The 17,437-nt window shown below is 62.1% G+C and carries 16 protein-coding genes; 5 read left to right on the forward strand and 11 right to left on the reverse strand.

What is annotated here, in order from left to right:
- The first annotated feature begins 53 nt into the window (after window positions 1-53).
- Window positions 54-1,301, forward strand: coding sequence for a DEAD/DEAH box helicase (locus tag ACMU_RS12925; RefSeq protein WP_035260211.1), 1,248 nt, complete (start codon window positions 54-56; stop codon window positions 1,299-1,301).
- Here ACMU_RS12925 and ACMU_RS12930 read toward each other — a convergent pair.
- The gene (locus ACMU_RS12930) at window positions 1,298-2,281 is read right to left on the reverse strand and encodes an aldo/keto reductase (RefSeq protein WP_035260212.1); all 984 of its coding nucleotides are present in this window, start codon (window positions 2,279-2,281) and stop codon (window positions 1,298-1,300) included. The genes ACMU_RS12925 and ACMU_RS12930 overlap by 4 nt on opposite strands.
- 182 nt (window positions 2,282-2,463) lie before the next feature.
- Between ACMU_RS12930 and creD the strand changes: the two genes are divergently transcribed.
- Entirely contained in the window at window positions 2,464-3,864 is a 1,401-nt protein-coding gene (gene creD / locus ACMU_RS12935; RefSeq protein ID WP_035260215.1) for a cell envelope integrity protein CreD, read from the forward strand.
- Window positions 3,865-3,900: 36 nt separating this feature from the next.
- On the opposite strand, the gene deoD is transcribed toward creD, so the two are convergent.
- The 3 genes from deoD to ACMU_RS12950 all read right to left on the reverse strand — a co-directional run bounded on the left by deoD (window position 3,901) and on the right by ACMU_RS12950 (window position 7,424).
- Window positions 3,901-4,605 carry a purine-nucleoside phosphorylase gene (deoD, locus tag ACMU_RS12940; RefSeq protein ID WP_035260218.1) on the reverse strand — a complete coding sequence of 235 codons (705 nt, stop codon included), beginning with the start codon at window positions 4,603-4,605 and terminating at the stop codon, window positions 3,901-3,903.
- A gap of 158 nt (window positions 4,606-4,763) precedes the next feature.
- Window positions 4,764-6,731, reverse strand: a complete 1,968-nt coding sequence (locus ACMU_RS12945) for a protein meaA (RefSeq protein ID WP_035260219.1) — start codon at window positions 6,729-6,731, stop codon at window positions 4,764-4,766.
- Between the two features lie 48 nt (window positions 6,732-6,779).
- A complete protein-coding gene (locus ACMU_RS12950; RefSeq protein ID WP_035260221.1) occupies window positions 6,780-7,424 on the reverse strand; it encodes a GNAT family N-acetyltransferase in 645 nt (214 codons plus the stop codon).
- 176 nt (window positions 7,425-7,600) lie between these two features.
- Between ACMU_RS12950 and ccrA the strand changes: the two genes are divergently transcribed.
- From ccrA to ACMU_RS12965, 3 genes are all read left to right on the forward strand, one after another.
- Window positions 7,601-8,881 (forward strand): crotonyl-CoA carboxylase/reductase, encoded by a 1,281-nt coding sequence (gene ccrA, locus ACMU_RS12955; RefSeq protein ID WP_035260640.1) that lies wholly within the window; start codon window positions 7,601-7,603, stop codon window positions 8,879-8,881.
- Between the two features lie 215 nt (window positions 8,882-9,096).
- Window positions 9,097-9,231: a hypothetical protein gene (locus ACMU_RS19900; protein WP_268870870.1), complete on the forward strand. Its 135-nt coding sequence runs from the start codon at window positions 9,097-9,099 to the stop codon at window positions 9,229-9,231.
- 48 nt (window positions 9,232-9,279) lie between these two features.
- A complete protein-coding gene (locus ACMU_RS12965; protein WP_035260226.1) occupies window positions 9,280-10,824 on the forward strand; it encodes an ATP-dependent DNA helicase in 1,545 nt (514 codons plus the stop codon).
- A gap of 21 nt (window positions 10,825-10,845) precedes the next feature.
- Here ACMU_RS12965 and ACMU_RS12970 read toward each other — a convergent pair whose 3' ends face one another.
- From ACMU_RS12970 to ACMU_RS13000, 7 genes are all read right to left on the reverse strand, one after another.
- Complete coding sequence (locus ACMU_RS12970) at window positions 10,846-11,853, reverse strand: ABC transporter permease (RefSeq protein ID WP_035260229.1); 1,008 nt, start codon at window positions 11,851-11,853, stop codon at window positions 10,846-10,848.
- A complete protein-coding gene (locus ACMU_RS12975; protein WP_035260230.1) occupies window positions 11,853-12,947 on the reverse strand; it encodes an ABC transporter permease in 1,095 nt (364 codons plus the stop codon). The genes ACMU_RS12970 and ACMU_RS12975 overlap by 1 nt, the downstream gene beginning before the upstream one ends.
- On the reverse strand, window positions 12,947-14,479 hold the full coding sequence (locus tag ACMU_RS12980; protein ID WP_035260232.1) for an ABC transporter ATP-binding protein: 1,533 nt from the start codon (window positions 14,477-14,479) through the stop codon (window positions 12,947-12,949). The genes ACMU_RS12975 and ACMU_RS12980 overlap by 1 nt, the downstream gene beginning before the upstream one ends.
- A 74-nt stretch (window positions 14,480-14,553) precedes the next feature.
- Window positions 14,554-15,558: a BMP family lipoprotein gene (locus ACMU_RS12985; protein WP_035260234.1), complete on the reverse strand. Its 1,005-nt coding sequence runs from the start codon at window positions 15,556-15,558 to the stop codon at window positions 14,554-14,556.
- Between the two features lie 151 nt (window positions 15,559-15,709).
- Window positions 15,710-16,123, reverse strand: a complete 414-nt coding sequence (gene rimI, locus ACMU_RS12990; RefSeq protein WP_035260235.1) for a ribosomal protein S18-alanine N-acetyltransferase — start codon at window positions 16,121-16,123, stop codon at window positions 15,710-15,712.
- Window positions 16,120-16,776 (reverse strand): tRNA (adenosine(37)-N6)-threonylcarbamoyltransferase complex dimerization subunit type 1 TsaB, encoded by a 657-nt coding sequence (gene tsaB / locus ACMU_RS12995; RefSeq protein WP_035260237.1) that lies wholly within the window; start codon window positions 16,774-16,776, stop codon window positions 16,120-16,122. Before tsaB ends, rimI begins: the two co-directional genes overlap by 4 nt.
- Window positions 16,766-17,329 carry a NifU family protein gene (locus tag ACMU_RS13000; protein ID WP_035260238.1) on the reverse strand — a complete coding sequence of 188 codons (564 nt, stop codon included), beginning with the start codon at window positions 17,327-17,329 and terminating at the stop codon, window positions 16,766-16,768. The genes tsaB and ACMU_RS13000 overlap by 11 nt, the downstream gene beginning before the upstream one ends.
- Between the last annotated feature and the right edge of the window lie 108 nt (window positions 17,330-17,437).

Here is a 17,437-nt window from a genome sequence, read left to right on the forward strand (position 1 = left end):
ATCCCGCAACTTGCGGGCAAGGGTGGTGTTTTGCCGCCCGAAAGGACAATAATTTGACGAATTTCGCTTCGCTTGGCCTGGCCAAGAAACTGGTCGCGGGCCTTGATGCCGCGGGCATCAAAGACCCCACACCGATCCAACAACATGCGATCCCGCTGGCGCTGGAAGGGCGCGACATCATGGGGTTGGCGCAGACCGGCACCGGCAAAACCGCCGCCTTTGGCCTGCCGTTGATCCAACAGATGATGCAATTCGGCACAAAGCCTGATCCCAGGACGATCCGTGGTCTTGTTCTGGCCCCCACGCGGGAACTGGCCAAACAGATTCAGGACAACCTGCGCAACTATTTGGGGAAATCGCCCATGAAGGTGGGCATGGTTGTCGGTGGGCAGTCGATCAACGCGCAGTCACAGCGCCTGTCGCGCGGCACCGATATCGTGGTGGCAACACCCGGCCGACTGCTGGACCTTTTGAATCGCAAGGCGGTTACTCTGAACGCGACCCGCTTTCTGGTTCTGGACGAGGCCGACCAGATGCTGGACATGGGCTTTATCCACGACCTGCGCAAAATCGCGGGATACCTGCCGGAAAAACGGCAAACCATGCTGTTTTCGGCCACTATGCCCAAGTTGATGGCCGAGATCGCGGAATCCTTCCTGAACAATCCCGAACGCGTGCAAGTCTCGCCCCCGGGCCGTGTGGCGGACAAGATCACGCAAGAGGTGCATTTCGTGGCACAGCCCGAAAAGACCGAGCTGCTGAAAGAGTTTCTGTCCAAGCATACCGATGAACGTGCGCTTGTGTTTGCCCGCACCAAACATGGTGCCGAGCGTCTGATGAAGCATCTGGTCAAAGCGGGCTTCGAGGCCGCCTCGATCCACGGTAACAAGACCCAGGGTCAGCGAGACCGCGCTATTGCCGGTTTTCGCGACGGAGCCATCAAAGTGCTGGTGGCCACGGATGTGGCCGCGCGCGGCATCGATATCCCTGACGTCAAGCATGTCTACAACTATGATCTGCCTAACGTGCCCGACAATTTTGTGCACCGGATTGGCCGGACCGCCCGCGCCGGGGCCGAGGGCCGCGCGATTGCGTTCTGTGCGCCTGATGAAGCCAGCCAGTTGCGCGCGATCCAGAAGGTTATGAAGCTTGAAATTCCGGTAGGCAGCGGTACGCCGCCCGCTGGTCTGACACCTCATAAAAAGCCGGCGCGCGGTGCGAAACCGGGCGGCAAACCCGGCAACAACAATCGGCGGCGCCCGCAGCGCCGCCGGAATCGTGGTCCGAAAAAGGCCGCTTAGCTGTAGCGCTCGGCGCCGATCAGCTGCCAGTCATTGTAGCGGTCGCCATGGGCAAAGCCCACCGGCAGGATCCGCGCAATGTCGGCCCGGTCGGCGTCGCTCAGCGCGATCTGATCCGCCTCGGCCCAATGGGCCAGATGCTCGGCGCTGCGCGTGCCGGGGATCGGGATCAGGTGTTCGCCCTGGTCCAGCACCCAGGCAATCGACGCCCCGGCCACGGTCCAACCCTTGCCCTGACACCATTCGCGGAAGGCGGCCAGGTATTCGGCGTTATGGTCGAAATTGGGCCGGGTAAAGCGTGGGATCTCGCGGCGGAAATCTTCCGCGGCCATCTGCTCGGGCGCGATGGATGCATCCGACAGAAACCCGCGCGCCAGCGGCGAAAACGGGATGAACGCCGTTCCCAGCTCGTCGCACGCCTGCAACAGGCCCAGTTCCGGGCCCCGTGACCACAGCGAATACTCGTTCTGCACCGCCGTGCAATGGTGCACCTTGGCCGCGCGCCGCAACGTGCCGGGTGAGATTTCCGACAGGCCATAGCCGTCGATCAGCCCTTCCTCGATGAAACCCGCCAGGGTTTCCACCACGGTCTCCACCGCGATCTCGGGCTGGCGGCGGTGGATATAGAACAGCTCCACCTTGTCGCGGCCCAGCCGCTTTAATGATTCTTCCAACTCGGCCCGCAGGTAATCCGCATCATTGTTGAACGTCCGCCGTTCCCCCCGCACGATCCCGGCCTTGGTCGCCAGAACAATCTCGGTCGGCTTGGCGGCCAGATACTTGCCAATGATGTTTTCGGATACGCCCATGCCATAGACATTCGCGGTGTCCCAAAAGTTGATCCCGGCCGCAACCACCGCGTCCAGACACGCCATCGAGGTCTCTTCATCCGTCGACCCGAAAAACCCGGCAAAACCCATCGCGCCAAAACCAATGGCGCTCACCTTCGGGCCATGGGCCCCAAGTTGACGTTGCTTCATATCCAATGCTCCCAAGGAAAAAGGCTGCCCCGGGGTCGGGTGCAGCCTGTGAATACGCCCCCATGTTACCCGCCCGGGCGCAAAGCCGTAAACCCCCGGCCTGCACAAATTCTGCACGTTTTAGGCGTTTCATCTGCACAGCCGCGCCGTAAGATGCCCCCAACGCCACTAAGGAGGGTTCCATGCGTTCGGCCGGATTTCGTTTCTTTGTTGTGGGCCTTCTGGGCCTTTTGATGTTCATTCCCCTGTTTTTTGCCGGCGACATTGTCGACAGCCGTGCCCGCTACTCGCGCGAGGTCAATCAAAGCGTTGGCCAGGAATGGGGCGGCGCGCAAACCCTGCGTGGCCCGCAACTGGTCATTCCGGTGTCCAAAACCGTCACCCAGACCCGCAAGGAAACCATCACCGACCCCGCAACCGGCGAGGCCGCCCGCGACCCGGTCTCGGGCGAGGCGCGGTTCCGCGTGGTCGAGGAACAGGTCGAACAAAAGCTCACGCCGATCTACCTGCTGCCCGACCGCTTCGATGTGCAGATCGACGCCACCACGCAGATCCGCAGCCGTGGCATCTTCGATGTCCCGGTCTATCAGGCCGAGGCGGTGATGCAGTTCACCTTCAACCTCGACCGCGCCCGGGCGCTGCTGGATGACGGGCAATACGCCAAATGGGAGGGCACCACCCTGCGCGTGGCGCTGTCCAGCAACCGGTCGCTGCGCGGCCAGGCTGACCTGTCGGCCGATGGCAGCCCGCTCAGCCTGGAACCCTTTTCCCGCGACAACAGGCTGGGCATCACCAGCGCCCTGGGTGATCCGCAGGGCATGCAGGCCTTCACCCTGCGGCTTGGCCTGAACGGCGCGCATGGCTTCCGCGTTGCCCCGGTGGGCCGGACCAGCGTGGTTGACATGACCAGCGACTGGCCCGATCCCAGTTTCACCGGCGCCTTCCTGCCTGATGAGCGCACCGTTTCGGATGCCGGGTTTCAGGCCCGCTGGACCATTCCCCACCTGGCCCGCAGCCAGCCCGAGGTGGCGCGCGCCGACCAGCTGGCCAAGGCCAATGTCTCCACCTTTGGGGTAGAGCTGATCCAGCCCAATGATTTCTACCAAAAGGCCTATCGCGTCGCCAATTACGGCATCCTGTTCATCGCGCTGACCTTCCTGACCGTGCTGTTGGTGGAACCGCGTGGCGGCACGCCCACCCACCCGGTGCAATACTTGCTGATCGGGCTGATGCAGGCGCTGTTCGTGGTGCTGATGGTCGCCTATGCCGAACATATCGGGTTTGGCGCGGCCTATGCGCTGTCGGCGGGGGCGGTGGTGTTGGTGCTGACGATGTATGGGTTTGTCGGGCTGCGGCTGGGCAAGCGCGCGCTGGTGCTGGGCGCGGTGTTGTCGGTGCTTTACGCGCTGGTCTACCTGATCCTGCGCAGCGCCGATTTCGCGTTGCTGGCTGGCTCTACCCTGGTCTTCGCGGCACTGGCCGGCACCATGTTCGCCACCCGGAACGAGCAGTGGTACGGCCCCGACGGCCCCGGCCGCGGTCTGCTGCGCCGCCGGCCCAAGCCCGAGACGCCCAAATCGTAATGCATGACGCCGGGCCATCATGGCCCGGCTTTTTGTTCAGCTGAACGCGGCGTCCAGGGCGATCTCGACCATGTCGCCAAAGCTGCGCTCGCGGTCTTCGCTGGGCAGCGCGTCGCCGGTCAGCAAATGGTCGCTGACCGTCAGAACCGCCAAAGCGCGGCAACCATAGCGGGCGGCAACGGTGTAAAGCTCGGCCGCCTCCATTTCGACCGCCAGAACCCCGTGGCGGGTCATCTGCTCGTTCAGGTCGGGGCGTTCGTCATAGAACACGTCGGCCGAATAGATCCCGCCCACATGCAGGGGCACGTCGCGGCTGCGTGCGGCGGCGGCGGCGGCCTCCAAAAGTTTAAAATCCGCACAGGGCGCATACTGCAATTCTTTAAAGAATCCCCGGCTGGGGGTGGATAAAGTTGAAGAAGTCATTGCAAGAATCACGTCGCGGACGTTGACGTGCTGCTGCATTGCCCCGCAGGACCCGATGCGGATCAGCGTTTTGGCGCCGTAATCCTTGATCAGTTCGTTGGCATAAATTGACAGGCTGGGCATGCCCATGCCCGAGCCGTGAATGGTCACCGGGTTGCCCTTGTAGGTGCCGGTGAAGCCCAGCATGCCCCTGACTTCGTTGACCAATTTGGCGTCGGTCAGAAAATTCTCGGCCGCCCAGCGGGCCCGGTACGGATCGCCCGGCAACAAAACGGTTTCGGCAATTTCGCCCGGCTGGGCCCCGATATGGATGGTCATGGCAATGTCCCTTGTTTTTAAGGCACTTTGCCCCCGTGGCCGCCGCGAATGCAAGCGGCTGTTACCAAATTGGGCGTGCTGCGCACGCAAGGTTATTTCTCGCGTGCCGCCTTGCGGCGGACAGCGCTCGGATTTGGCGTTTGCCGGGCCTGTTGTGGTTATTCTGCAGCGATATCAGAGGGATCGGCCAAGGTGACGATGTCACCCATGATGCGGTTCAGCTCAAAATCCTTGGGCGTATAGACCCGGGCAACCCCCATGGCGCGCAGGCGTTCGGCATCCTCGTCGGGGATGATGCCGCCCACCACAACCGGGATATGGTCCAGGTTTTCGGTGCGCATGCGCTGCATCAGGTCCTCCAGCAGCGGGATGTGGCTGCCCGACAGGATCGACAGGCCGACCACGTGCACCTCTTCGTTGCGCGCGGCCTCGACGATCTCTTCGGGGGTCAGGCGGATACCTTCATACGAGATGTCCATGCCGCAATCGCGGGCACGCGCGGCGATTTGCTCGGCCCCGTTGGAGTGGCCGTCCAGGCCGGGTTTGCCCACCAGGAATTTCAGACGGCTGCCCAGTTTGGTGGAGACCACATCCACCTGCGCGCGGATATCGTCCAGCCCTTCGGTCCGGTTTGAGGGGTTGCGCGATACGCCGGTGGGGCCGCGATACTGGCCAAACGCGGTGCGGATCATGTCGCCCCATTCGCCGGTGGTCGCACCCGCCTTGGCCGCCTTGATCGAGGCCGGCATGATATTGGCACCGCTGGCCGCCGCGGCGCGCAGCTCGGCCAGCGCCGCCTCAACCGCACCCGCGTCGCGGGTTTCGCGCCAGGTGGTCAGGCGGGTGATCTGATCGGCCTCGGCGGCGGGGTCGGCCACCATAATGGCCTCATCCCCGGCGGTCAGGGGGCTGTCTTCGCCCTCGGTCCAGCGGTTCACGCCCACCACCGTGGTCTCGCCGCCTTCGATGCCGGTGATGCGTTCCGAATTGCTGTCGACCAGCCGCGATTTCATGTATTCGATCGCCGCCACCGCGCCGCCCATGCCGTCGATCTGCGCCAGTTCGGCCCGGGCGCCGTCTTTCAGCGCCTCAACCTTGCGCGTCACCGCCGGGTTGCCGTCAAACAGGTCGCCATATTCCAGCAGGTCGGTCTCGTAGGCCAGGATCTGCTGCATCCGCAGCGACCATTGCTGATCCCACGGGCGCGGCAAACCCAGCGCCTCGTTCCACGCCGGCAGCTGCACCGCGCGGGCGCGGGCGTTTTTCGACAGGGTCACCGCCAGCATTTCCAGTAGAATACGATAGACGTTGTTCTCTGGCTGCTGTTCGGTCAGGCCCAGGCTGTTCACCTGCACGCCATAGCGGAAGCGGCGGAATTTTGGCTCGTCGATGCCATAACGCTCGCGGGTGATCTCGTCCCACAGCTCGACAAAGGCGCGCATCTTGCACATCTCGGTCACGAACCGGATGCCGGCGTTCACAAAGAACGAGATGCGGCCAACCATGCCCGGAAAATCCTCATCCGCCACCTTGCCGCGCAGATCGTCCAGCACGGCGGTGGCGGTGGCCAGGGCAAAGGCCAGCTCTTGCTCGGGCGTCGCGCCGGCCTCTTGCAGGTGATAGGAACACACGTTCATCGGGTTCCATTTCGGCAGATGCTGGCGGGTATAGGCCGCCACGTCGGTGATCATCCGCAGGCTGGGCTTGGGTGGGCAGATATAGGTGCCGCGCGACAGGTATTCCTTGATGATGTCGTTCTGCACCGTGCCCTGCAGTTTCGACACGTCAGCGCCCTGTTCCTCGGCCACCGCGATATAGAGCGCCAGCAGCCACGGCGCCGTCGCGTTGATTGTCATCGAGGTGTTCATCTGTTCCAGCGGGATCTGATCAAACAGCGCCCGCATGTCGCCCAGATGGCCCACCGGAACGCCGACCTTACCAACCTCGCCGCGCGCCAGTTCGTGATCGCTGTCATAGCCCGTCTGCGTCGGCAGGTCGAAGGCCACCGACAGGCCGGTCTGACCCTTGGCGAGATTGCCGCGATACAGCGCGTTCGAGGCCTTGGCCGTGGAGTGGCCGGCATAGGTGCGGAACAGCCAGGGGCGGTCTTTGGTTTGGTTGGTCATCGCAGGTCCATACGAAATAAAGTTTCCGTTTGTGCCATTTGTACGGAATTATCTGTCGATGTCAATTCGCTGCGACGCGGCATCCCTGATGCGCTCGGGCGGTAGGGACCAAATCATTGTCTGGGCCGACTGAAACCCGAAGATATGGCGCAATGGTCCGGTTGTCACACGGCCGCCGGGTTCGAACCCCTGGCTGAGATACAGCGCCCGGGCTCTTGTGTTGCTGTCGATCACATCAAGGCGGACCGAGCGCTGCCCGCGGGCCCGGGCCTCGGCCTTGATGGCGTGCAGAAGGGCTGTGCCGATTCCCTTGCCGCGCGCCTCGGGGGCCACGAAGATACCGTCCATCAGCAGGCACCCCTGGGCGACCTCGCGTTCAAGCGTTGAAAGAAGCAAAGCCCGCCAAACCCCGCCAAACAAGCCATAAACGCGGCGGTAATCACCCATCGAGCCGCCCACAAAGGCGCCGTCTGCTGTTTTGAAACCCGCCGCGCCCAATACGCGGCCCTGCGGGTCCTGCGCGGTCAGGCAATAGGCCGGGTCCAGCCCCAGGGTCAGCACCGCCAGCGCCTTGGCGTCCGGCCCCATCACCTTGATCAGCTTGGCCGAGAACGCCGCCCAGAACAGCCGCGCCACATCGGCGCGCGCGGATTCGGGAAAGCCGGGGCGGATTTCAAAGCGGTATCTGGACATGACATGCAGCTGGGGGCGGCCCGCGGGGAATCAAGGTCAGGAAATCCGCAGAGACATAAAGTTTCAAAAAATGATGCCAAGGGGTTGTAAAGTTACGCGCTCGATTGTAGCTATGCTGCATGTGCCGCACCGATTCTGCATTGCGGCAAGGAGAAACGGGAATGAAGGAGGTTCAGATGGCTCTCGACACCAATGACGGCGCAGCGCAAAGCAACGCCCCCACCAAGGACCTCTACGAGGTCGGCGAAATGCCCCCAATGGGTCATGTACCCGCCAAGATGTACGCTTGGGCGATCCGGCGTGAGCGTCATGGCGAACCAGACAAGTCGTTCGAGGTCGAGGTGGTGGACACCCCCAAATTGGACAGCCACGAAGTGCTGGTTCTGGTGATGGCGGCGGGCGTGAACTATAACGGTGTTTGGGCCGGTCTGGGTGTTCCGATCAGCCCGTTCGACGTGCACAACGCCGACTTCCACATCGCGGGTTCCGATGCGTCGGGCATCGTTTGGGCGGTTGGTGACAAGGTTAAGAACTGGAAAGTGGGTGACGAGGTTGTCATCCACTGTAACCAGGACGATGGCGATGACGAGGAATGCAATGGCGGCGATCCGATGTATTCGCCCAGCCAGCGGATCTGGGGCTATGAGACGCCTGACGGTTCGTTCGCCCAGTTCACCAATGTTCAGGCGCAGCAGTTGTTGCCGCGTCCCAAGCATCTGACCTGGGAAGAATCGGCCTGTTACACGCTGACGCTGGCCACCGCTTATCGCATGCTGTTTGGCCACCACCCGCACGAGTTGAAGCCGGGCCAGAATGTGCTGGTCTGGGGTGCGTCGGGTGGTCTGGGCTCGTTCGCGATCCAGTTGATCAATACCGCCGGCGCCAACGCCATCGGCGTGATCAGCGACGAGGACAAGCGTGACTTTGTCATGGGGCTTGGCGCCAAAGGCGTGATCAACCGCAAGGACTTTAACTGCTGGGGTCAGCTGCCCACGGTCAACACGCCGGAATACAAAGAGTGGTTCGGCGAGGTGCGGAAGTTCGGCAAAGCCATCTGGGACATCACCGGCAAAGGTGTGAATGTTGATATGGTGTTCGAGCACCCCGGCGAGTCGACCTTCCCCGTATCAACGTTCGTTGTAAAAAAGGGCGGCATGGTTGTGATCTGTGCGGGTACCACCGGCTATAACCTGACGATGGACGCGCGCTATGTCTGGATGCACCAAAAGCGCATCCAGGGCAGCCACTTTGCCCACCTGAAACAGGCCGCCGCGGCCAACAAGCTGATGGTGGAACGTCGGATCGACCCGTGCATGTCCGAGGTGTTCCCTTGGGAGGAGATCCCCGAGGCGCACATGAAAATGATGCGCAACCAACACAAGCCCGGGAACATGGCCGTTCTGGTCCAAGCCCCGCGCACCGGTCTGCGCACATATGAGGATGCCTGCGAAGGCTGACCCCTCATTTTCCCCATCGACTGGTGCAGCCCCTCAACCCTCATCCGGGTTGAGGGGTTTCTTTTCTGCGCGTTAAAAACGCTAGGAGAATCCCAAAAACACGTCTAGGTTGTATGTGAATCATGCAACAATCTGCGGACAAAGGGGACACTATGGCGAATGAGTGGATAATCGACGTTCTTGTCGACCTGCAGGACTTTGCACGAAACAATGACATGCCCGGGCTTGTTAAGCAGTTGGATGAATCCCTTGCCGTGGCGCGGGCCGAGGTTGCAGCAGGCCGGCGCGTCACCGCACCGAGCGCGATCGAACACTTGTTGCGCAGCGCGCAGAAGTGGCCGGGTTATTGACAGGCAAAACGGCTGGCACATGGTGGGGCAGGGCGTTAGGGTCCGCCCATGTCTCTGCCCCAACTGCAATTCTCTGACGATCAGGCCGAAGCCTATGACCGCATCACCGAGATGTTGCAGTCGGTTGGCGTGGATATCGACAATGGCGTTCTGACACCCCGGATCGATGGGCGGGCCAGCAAGGTCATGGCCGTGATCGGCAAAGCGGGATCGGGTAAGACACTGTTATTGGCAAAGCTGGGCGATGCGCTGGCCGAGGCCGGGGCCGAGGTGGTGTCGGGCGATTACGAGAACCGCCGCCGCAAGGACAAGCGCACGCTTGCCATCCTGGCCCCCACCAACAAGGCCGCCAGCGTGCTGCGGTCGCGTGGCGTGCCGGCCACCACGATCCACCGCATCCTCTATACGCCGGTCTATGATCCCGAATATGAACGCATCGCCGAATGGCTGGCCGGGCAGGGCGAAAAGCCCGAGATCGAGGGCTTGACCGAGGCAGCGTTGGATCGCGCCTTTGCCTTTTACCAGTCCAACAAGTCGATCCCCGGGGCGCTGGCGGCCGCGGGGCTGCGCGGGTCGGACTTTATCCTGGGCTGGAAACGGCGTGAGGATCCGCTGGATATCGGCTTTGTTGACGAGGCGTCGATGCTGGACGCCAAGCAATTCGAAGACCTGTCCGAGATCTTTCCCACCCTCGTTCTGTTTGGCGATCCCGCGCAGCTGGCGCCGGTCAACCAGTCAGGCGGTATGGTGTTTGATGCATTGGCTGAACCCGCCAAGCTGATCCTGCATCGCGTGCACCGCCAGACACAGGACAACCCCATCCTGGACCTTGCCCACGCGCTGGCAGACCCGGCACTGGGGTTCGAAGATTTTGAGAAGATGATCAGCGAGGTCGCCGCCCGCGATGACCGCGTGGTGATGGCCGGCCGTGTCGAGGCCGACCTGATGGCGCGCTCGCCGGTGCTGGTCTGGCGCAATGCCACGCGCATCCGCCTGATCCATGCTTTCCGCGCCGCCTATGGCGCGCCTGCGGACGAATTACTGCCCGGCGAGCCGCTGATCTGCGACGGGATAGAACTGCCGCTGAAGCACCGCAAAAAGCGGCTGGATCTTGAGGCGCGCGGCCTGATCAAAGGCGCGCAGGTGGTCTATCTGGGCCCCGGCCGCAAACCCGGTTTCTCGCGCCTGCATGTTTTCGGGGCCGAAGACCCGCAGGTTTCAGCAGCCTCGATCGTCAAGATCGAACTGCCGGACGAGGAAGAACCCTTTATCCCTTACGCCGCCACCATGGGTGCTGCGTTCCTGCACGGTGCGGCCGTGACCATCCACAAGGCGCAGGGCAGCCAGTGGCCGGATGTGCAGGTCTTTGCCCCAGACCTTTGGGCTGCCGCCCGCATGGGCCGGTCGGAGGCCGGGCAGCCCCTGTGGAAACGACTGGCCTACGTGGCGATCACACGGGCGGAAAAACGGTTGCTGTGGGTGGTGCGCAACCGGCTGGCGCGACCCTCGGGCAGTTTGGCGACCGACGATCTGATTGCGGCCCCGGCTCCATTCACGCTGACCTCGGAATCGGATCAGCCGCAAGACGGCTGATCCGCGGTTCTCTGGTAGCGCTCAGCGCTCTTTCACATAAGGCTGTCCGCCGGCCCTTGGCGGTACAGCCTTGCCAACAAACCCGGCCAGGATCACAACCGTCAGAATGTAGGGCAGGGCGTCCATGAACTGCACCGGAACGGTGAAATTACCCACTTCTACGTTCTGGTATCGCACGACGACAGCTTGCAGGAATCCAAACAGCAATGTGGCCGACAATGCGTACCACGGCCGCCATTTTGCAAAGATCAGGGCCGCCAACGCGATAAACCCGCGACCGGCGGTCATGTCCTTGACGAACCCGCCCAGCAGCGCCGTGGACAGATAGGCCCCGGCAATCCCGCACAGCACGCCACAAAGGATCACCGCGACAAACCGCAACCGAATGACCGAGATACCGGCGGTATCCACCGCCTCGGGCGCTTCGCCCACAGCGCGCAGACGTAACCCGAACCGGGTGCGATAAAGCACCCACCATGACAGGGGCACGGCAAGAAGAGCCAGATAGACCAGCAGTGTGTGGCCCGAGATCAGTTCCGAGTATACCTGCTGTATTGGGCTTGCCTCGGCAATCAATTCGTTAAGGCGACGCCCGGTTTCGGCAGCATCGCTTGGTCCTATGGCAAAAGGCAGCTCAATCGGATTGAAGCGCGCAGCCCCGTCCAGGGACGGCGTGCGCCCGCCCTGGGCGAACCAGTCCTGCGCCACTACAACGGTCAAACCTGCAGCAAGGAAGTTGATCGCCACGCCCGAGATCAGTTGATCCCCACGGAACGTGATCGATGCCAGCCCGTGGATTCCGGCCAACACCACCGACGCAAAAATGCCGGCCAAAAGGCCAAGCCAAACATTGCCGGTAATGGCTGCAATGGCCGCCGCCATCATGGCCGCGCCCAACATCTTGCCTTCCAGCCCGATGTCGAAAATGCCCGCACGTTCAGAGAATAACCCGGCCAGACAGGCCAGAAGCAGCGGAATGGCCAAGCGCAACGAGCTGTCGAGGACTTGCAGAAGTTCGAGGAAATCCATCAGCGGTCTCCCTTGCCGACGCTCAGGAACAGCCGTTCAAGCGGCCAGCGCACCATATTGTCCAACGCGCCGGTGAACAGGATCACCAGCGCCTGGATAACAATCACCATCTCGCGCGGGATCTTGGTCCACAGGCCCAGCTCGGCCCCACCCTGATACAGGAACCCAAAAAGTACGGCTGCAATGAGAATGCCAAAAGGGTGATTGCGTCCCATAAGTGCCACGGCGATGCCGATAAAGCCGGCCCCTTCGACCGAGTTCAATACCAAGCGTTCAGATTCCCCCATGACCGAGTTCACGGCCATCATACCGGCTAAACCGCCCGAGATTAGCATGGCGATCATCGTGATCTTTGTGGTCGAGATACCGGCGTAATCGGCTGCGCGTGGTGACTTGCCAAAAGACCGCATTTCGAACCCGATCCGCGTCCGCCAGATCAGCGCCCATACCGCAACGCAAGCACCCAAAGCCAGGAAAAGGGACACATTGGCGGGAGGGGATTTCGAGAAAGGGATGCCAACCACGGCCAAAATCTCGTGCAACGTTGGCAGGTTTGTACCTTCGGGGAATTTCGCGCTGGCCGGGTCCATAGAGCCGGCGGGGCGCAGCAGGTTCACCAGCACATAGTTCAACACCGCCGCGGCAATGAAGTTGAACATGATCGTGGTGATCACGATATGGCTGTCGCGTTTGGCTTGCAGATAGGCCGGGATCGCCGCCCATGCGGCGCCGAACACCGCGCCACCCAGCGCGGCAAAGACAATCGCCAAGGTCCAATGCGGCCAGGGCAGCGCCAGGCACACCAGCGCCACGCCCAAACCGCCGAGTGTCGCCTGTCCCTCGCCGCCGATATTGAACAGGCCCGCGTGAAAGGCCACTGCAACCGCCAGCCCGGTGAACAGGAAATTGGTGGCGTAATACAGCGTATAGCCCCAGCCATAGGTTGACCCCAGCGCGCCCTGAATCATCGTGGTGGCTGCAGTCATCGGGTCTTCGCCGGTGGCCAGGATCATCAGGCCTGACAGCATAAAGGCCACAATCAGGCTGACCAGAGGGATCAGCACGATATCGGCCCAACGAGGCATACGTTCCATCAGGCAGCATCTCCGGTTATGCCGGCCATCAACAGGCCCAGCTCTTTTTCGTCGGTTTCGCCGGGCAGACGTTCGCCCATGATCTGGCCATCAAACATCACCGCGATGCGGTCCGACAGCGACATGATCTCGTCCAGCTCAACGCTGACCAGCAAGATCGCCTTGCCCGCGTCGCGCAGCTCGACAATGCGTTTGTGAATGAACTCGATGGCGCCGATATCCACGCCCCGCGTCGGCTGCCCCACCAGCAAAAGGTCGGGGTTACGTTCAATCTCGCGCGCCAGTACAATTTTTTGCTGGTTCCCGCCCGAGAAGTTGCGCGCGGCAAGGTTTGTGATGGGGGGGCGAACGTCGAACCGTTCCATTTTGGCGGCCGTTTCGGCCCGAATGGCGGCGTTGTTCATGAACATCGCGTTGCGCTGATAGTCCGGATCGTGGTGATAGCCGAAGGCCACGTTTTCCCAGGCTGCGAATTCCAGGATCAGCCCCTCGTCCTGCCGTTCCTCGGGCACGTGCGAAATGCCGCGGGCCCGGCGCGACTGACCGTCGGAGTACTTTCCGGTCAGGTCAATCTCGTCGCCGTTCAGCCGCACATTGCCGGTGCCGCGCATCATGCCACCCAGCACTTCCAGCAGTTCGGTCTGCCCGTTGCCGGCCACGCCGGCAATGCCAAGGATCTCGCCGGCGCGCACGTTCAGCGACACACCCTTCAGGCGCTGCACACCGTCGCCATCGTGCACCGACAGCCCCTCAACCTCCAACACTGGCGCGCCGGGTTGCGCCGGGGCTTTGTCGACATTCAACAGAACCTTTCGGCCCACCATCAACTCGGCCAGCTCTTGCGGATTGGTCTCGGCGGTTTTGACCGTCGCCGTCATCTCGCCGCGCCGCATCACGCTGACCGTGTCGGTGATATGCATGATCTCGCGCAGCTTGTGCGTGATCAGGATGATGGTTTTGCCCTCGGCCTTCAGCCGTTCCAGAATGCGGAACAGCTGATCGGCCTCGGCCGGGGTCAGCACCCCGGTCGGCTCGTCCAAAATCAGGATATCGGCCTCGCGATACAGCGCCTTCAGGATTTCCACCCTCTGGCGGTGGCCCACCGACAGATCCTCGATCAACGCGTCGGGATCGACGTTCAGTTCGTATTCCTCGGCCAGCTGTTTCAGGCTTTTGCGTGCCTTGGTGATCGACGGCTGTAACAGCGCGCCATCTTCGGCGCCCAGGATGATGTTTTCCACCACCGAGAAGTTCCGAACCAGCTTGAAATGCTGAAACACCATGCCGATGCCGGCGCGGATGGCGGCCTGGCTGTCGGGGATGGTTGTCTGTTCGCCGTTGATGAAAATCTCGCCCGCATCGGCCTTGTAGAACCCGTACAAAATCGACATCAGCGTGGATTTTCCCGCGCCGTTTTCGCCGATGATGCCGTGGATCGTGCCCGGCATCACGCGGATGGAGATGTCTTTGTTTGCCTGGACCGGGCCAAACGCTTTGGAAATCCCGCGCAGTTCGATTGCCGCGTCGCTCACGCTGTCCCCCTGGGGTTATTGCTTGTTGGGGCCGCGCCGTTCAGGGCGCGACCCTTTGTCAAACGACCTTGCGATCAGAATTCGTGGACCGGGCAGCTGTCATTGGCGTAATAGGCCACCACTTCCAGATCACCGGCGATGATCTTGTCGCGGGCTTCATCCACGGCCGATTTCATCTCGTCGCTGACCAGCGCGGCGTTGTTTTCGTCCATGGCAACGCCCACGCCTTCCTCGGCCAGACCCAGCACGGTGAAGCCACCGGTTTCAACCGCGTCGCCGGCTTTCATCGAGTTGTAGACGGCCACGTCAACGCGTTTCAGCATCGACGTCAGAACCTTGCCCGGGTACAGGTGGTTCTGGTTGCTGTCCACGCCGATCGACAGGATGTCGCCATCGGCCGCGGCCTCCAGCACACCAACACCGGTGCCGCCCGCGGCGGCATAGATCACGTCAGCGCCCTGGCTCATCTGTGCCTTGGCGATCTCGCCGCCTTTCACCGGGTCATTCCATGCAGCCGGCGTGGTGCCGGTCATGTTGGCCACAACGGTGATATCAGGATTCACAGCCTTGGCGCCCTGGGCATAGCCGCAGCCAAAGTGGCGGATCAGCGGGATGTCCATGCCGCCAACAAAGCCAACCGTGCCCGACTCGGACGCCATCGCGGCCATCATGCCCACAAGGTACGAGCCCTCATGTTCCTGGAACGAGATCAGCTGTACGTTGGCGGGCACCTCGGGCAGCCAGCCATCGATGTTGATGAACTTGGTGTCCGGATAGTCCGCGGCAACCTCGCCCACGGGGGTAGCAAAGGCAAAGCCGGTGGTGATCACCGGGTTGGCGCCAGCTTCGGCAAAGCGACGCAGGGCCTGCTCGCGCTGGGCTTCCGAGGTCAGTTCAATTTCAAGGAACGTGCCGCCAGTTTCGTCGGCCCATTTCTGTGCACCGTTAAATGCCGCTTCGTTGAACGACTTGTCGAACTTGCCGCCCAGATCAAAGATCAGCGCAGGTTCTGCCAGGCCGGCACCGGCAGTCACGGCCAGTGCAGCCGCCGTGCCCAAAAGGGTTTTCATCATGGTCATGGAACAGTACTCCCTGTCTGTTGATGCAAAGGTTCTGGGCCTTTAAAGCCTGCCTTCGCTTGAACGTCATTGCCAAATAAGGCCGCAGCGTTCCGGCAGGGTCAACCGGTTTTTACCCAATTGGTCAGAGAATCCCGCTGCGTCGCCTTGACTAAGCAATTGATGCCGAAAGAATCAACGCATCCAGGCGGCTGCCGTCGGGCTTTTGATAGTATCGCGCACGGCGGCCCGATTCTGCGAATCCGGTCTTTTGGTACAGAGCTATCGCCGCGGCGTTGTCGGCGGCAACTTCCAAGAAAGCCTCGGTGGCTGATCGCGCTGCAGCATCGCGCAAGAAACCGCGAACCAATTTCACGCCCAGCCCTTTGCGACGGTGGGCGGGGTCAACCGCGATGGTCAGCAATTCGGCCTCGCCCGCCACGACACGGCCAAGAAAGAAACCATTGGGTTCGGTCAGGGCAAAAACCGTGTCGGACGTAAGCAGCGTTGCAAACTCATCCGCTGACCAAGGGCGCGGCGTGGTGAAACAGGCCGCATGCAACTTCGCCATTTCGGCAGGGGTCATGGGATGATCTCGGGCGGAGGGTCCGAAGCCGGCGCAGCATCCGCCGCGCGCATATAAAGCGGGGCAGGTGCCGCCGGTGCATCCTGCCAGCGTTCGGCGGCGATGCGCGCGATGGCAGCGGCAGGGGCGAAATGCGACGGCGCAACCTGCGCGTTCAGATGGTCGGCAACCGGTGCCGCGCCCGTACCGATGCAGCGCAGACCCTGCTGTGACAGGGCTTGGGGGATTTCGGCAATGTCGGTTAATGCGGCGTCAAATGGCGCGGCGGTCCGAAAGCCCTGTGCATAAACCCGGCCGCGCCGGGCGTCGATGCAGGAAAGGACTGGTCCGGGTGTGTGCAGTGCCAGCGCTTCAAGAATGCTGACACCGACGGCCGGAATGCTCAAAGACATGGCCAGCCCGCGCGCGGCAGAGACAGACAATCGGATACCGGTGAAATTGCCCGGGCCCACGCCCACACCAATGGCGTCCAGATCGCGAAACTCTGCACCGCCCTCGGTCAGCGTTTCGGCGATCATCGGCATAAGGCGTTCAACTTGGCCGCGGGTCATATCTTCATAGATCGCAGCCACGCATTCCCCGTCCGCCAGCAAGGCGGTGCAACAATGCGCGTCAGAGGTGTCAAAGCCCAGGATCAGGGGCTTAGGCGGCAACCGGGCGCACCTCTGTCACTTCGGGGATGTAATGGCGCAGCAGGTTTTCGATCCCCATTTTCAGCGTCAGGGTCGAGCTGGGGCAACCGGCGCAGGCCCCCTGCATATGCAGGTAAACAACGCCGCGTTCGAACCCGTGGAACGTGATGTCGCCACCGTCCTGCGCCACGGCGGGGCGCACGCGGGTGTCCAGCAACTGTTTGATCTGGTCGACAATCTCGGAGTCTGGCCCGTCATGCTCGGCATGACCCGCCGGCGCCTGCGCAGTGCCCGACATCACCGGTTGGCCGGACTGGAAATGCTCCATGATTGCGCCCAGGATTGCCGGTTTGATATGGTCCCAGTTCACCGCCTCGGCCTTGGTGACGGTCACAAAATCATGGCCAAAGAACACGCCCGTCACACCTTCTACAGCGAACACACGCAGTGCCAGAGGCGAGGCATCAGCCGCCTCGGCCGACGGGAAATCAGCGGTGCCAGCTTCCAACACCGTCTGACCGGGCAGAAACTTCAGCGTTGCGGGGTTAGGAGTGGATTCGGTTTGAATGAACATGTGCGCGCCTCCGGCTAGGTCTTTGGATATGCGCTTTTGCCCGGTGGCTGTCAAGGATTAGAATGGTTCTAATCTGGGCGGCGCGAAGGAGACCCCGCCGCCCAGAAA

The organism is Actibacterium mucosum KCTC 23349 (assembly GCF_000647975.1).
Lineage (GTDB): Bacteria > Pseudomonadota > Alphaproteobacteria > Rhodobacterales > Rhodobacteraceae > Actibacterium > Actibacterium mucosum.

What these genes read in the sequence shown, in the direction of transcription:
- ACMU_RS12945 (WP_035260219.1), bottom strand. Translation starts at nt 6,731, where the DNA reads ATGACCAACCAAACCAAAGACCGCCCCTGGCTGTTCCGCACCTATGCC.
- ACMU_RS13000 (WP_035260238.1), bottom strand. Translation starts at nt 17,329, where the DNA reads ATGTTCATTCAAACCGAATCCACTCCTAACCCCGCAACGCTGAAGTTT.
- deoD (WP_035260218.1), bottom strand. Translation starts at nt 4,605, where the DNA reads ATGACCATCCATATCGGGGCCCAGCCGGGCGAAATTGCCGAAACCGTT.
- ACMU_RS12985 (WP_035260234.1), bottom strand. Translation starts at nt 15,558, where the DNA reads ATGACCATGATGAAAACCCTTTTGGGCACGGCGGCTGCACTGGCCGTG.
- ccrA (WP_035260640.1), top strand. Translation starts at nt 7,601, where the DNA reads ATGGCTCTCGACACCAATGACGGCGCAGCGCAAAGCAACGCCCCCACC.
- ACMU_RS12930 (WP_035260212.1), bottom strand. Translation starts at nt 2,281, where the DNA reads ATGAAGCAACGTCAACTTGGGGCCCATGGCCCGAAGGTGAGCGCCATT.
- ACMU_RS19900 (WP_268870870.1), top strand. Translation starts at nt 9,097, where the DNA reads ATGCCCGGGCTTGTTAAGCAGTTGGATGAATCCCTTGCCGTGGCGCGG.
- rimI (WP_035260235.1), bottom strand. Translation starts at nt 16,123, where the DNA reads ATGACCCCTGCCGAAATGGCGAAGTTGCATGCGGCCTGTTTCACCACG.
- ACMU_RS12965 (WP_035260226.1), top strand. Translation starts at nt 9,280, where the DNA reads ATGTCTCTGCCCCAACTGCAATTCTCTGACGATCAGGCCGAAGCCTAT.
- ACMU_RS12950 (WP_035260221.1), bottom strand. Translation starts at nt 7,424, where the DNA reads ATGTCCAGATACCGCTTTGAAATCCGCCCCGGCTTTCCCGAATCCGCG.
- ACMU_RS12975 (WP_035260230.1), bottom strand. Translation starts at nt 12,947, where the DNA reads ATGGAACGTATGCCTCGTTGGGCCGATATCGTGCTGATCCCTCTGGTC.
- creD (WP_035260215.1), top strand. Translation starts at nt 2,464, where the DNA reads ATGCGTTCGGCCGGATTTCGTTTCTTTGTTGTGGGCCTTCTGGGCCTT.
- ACMU_RS12970 (WP_035260229.1), bottom strand. Translation starts at nt 11,853, where the DNA reads ATGGATTTCCTCGAACTTCTGCAAGTCCTCGACAGCTCGTTGCGCTTG.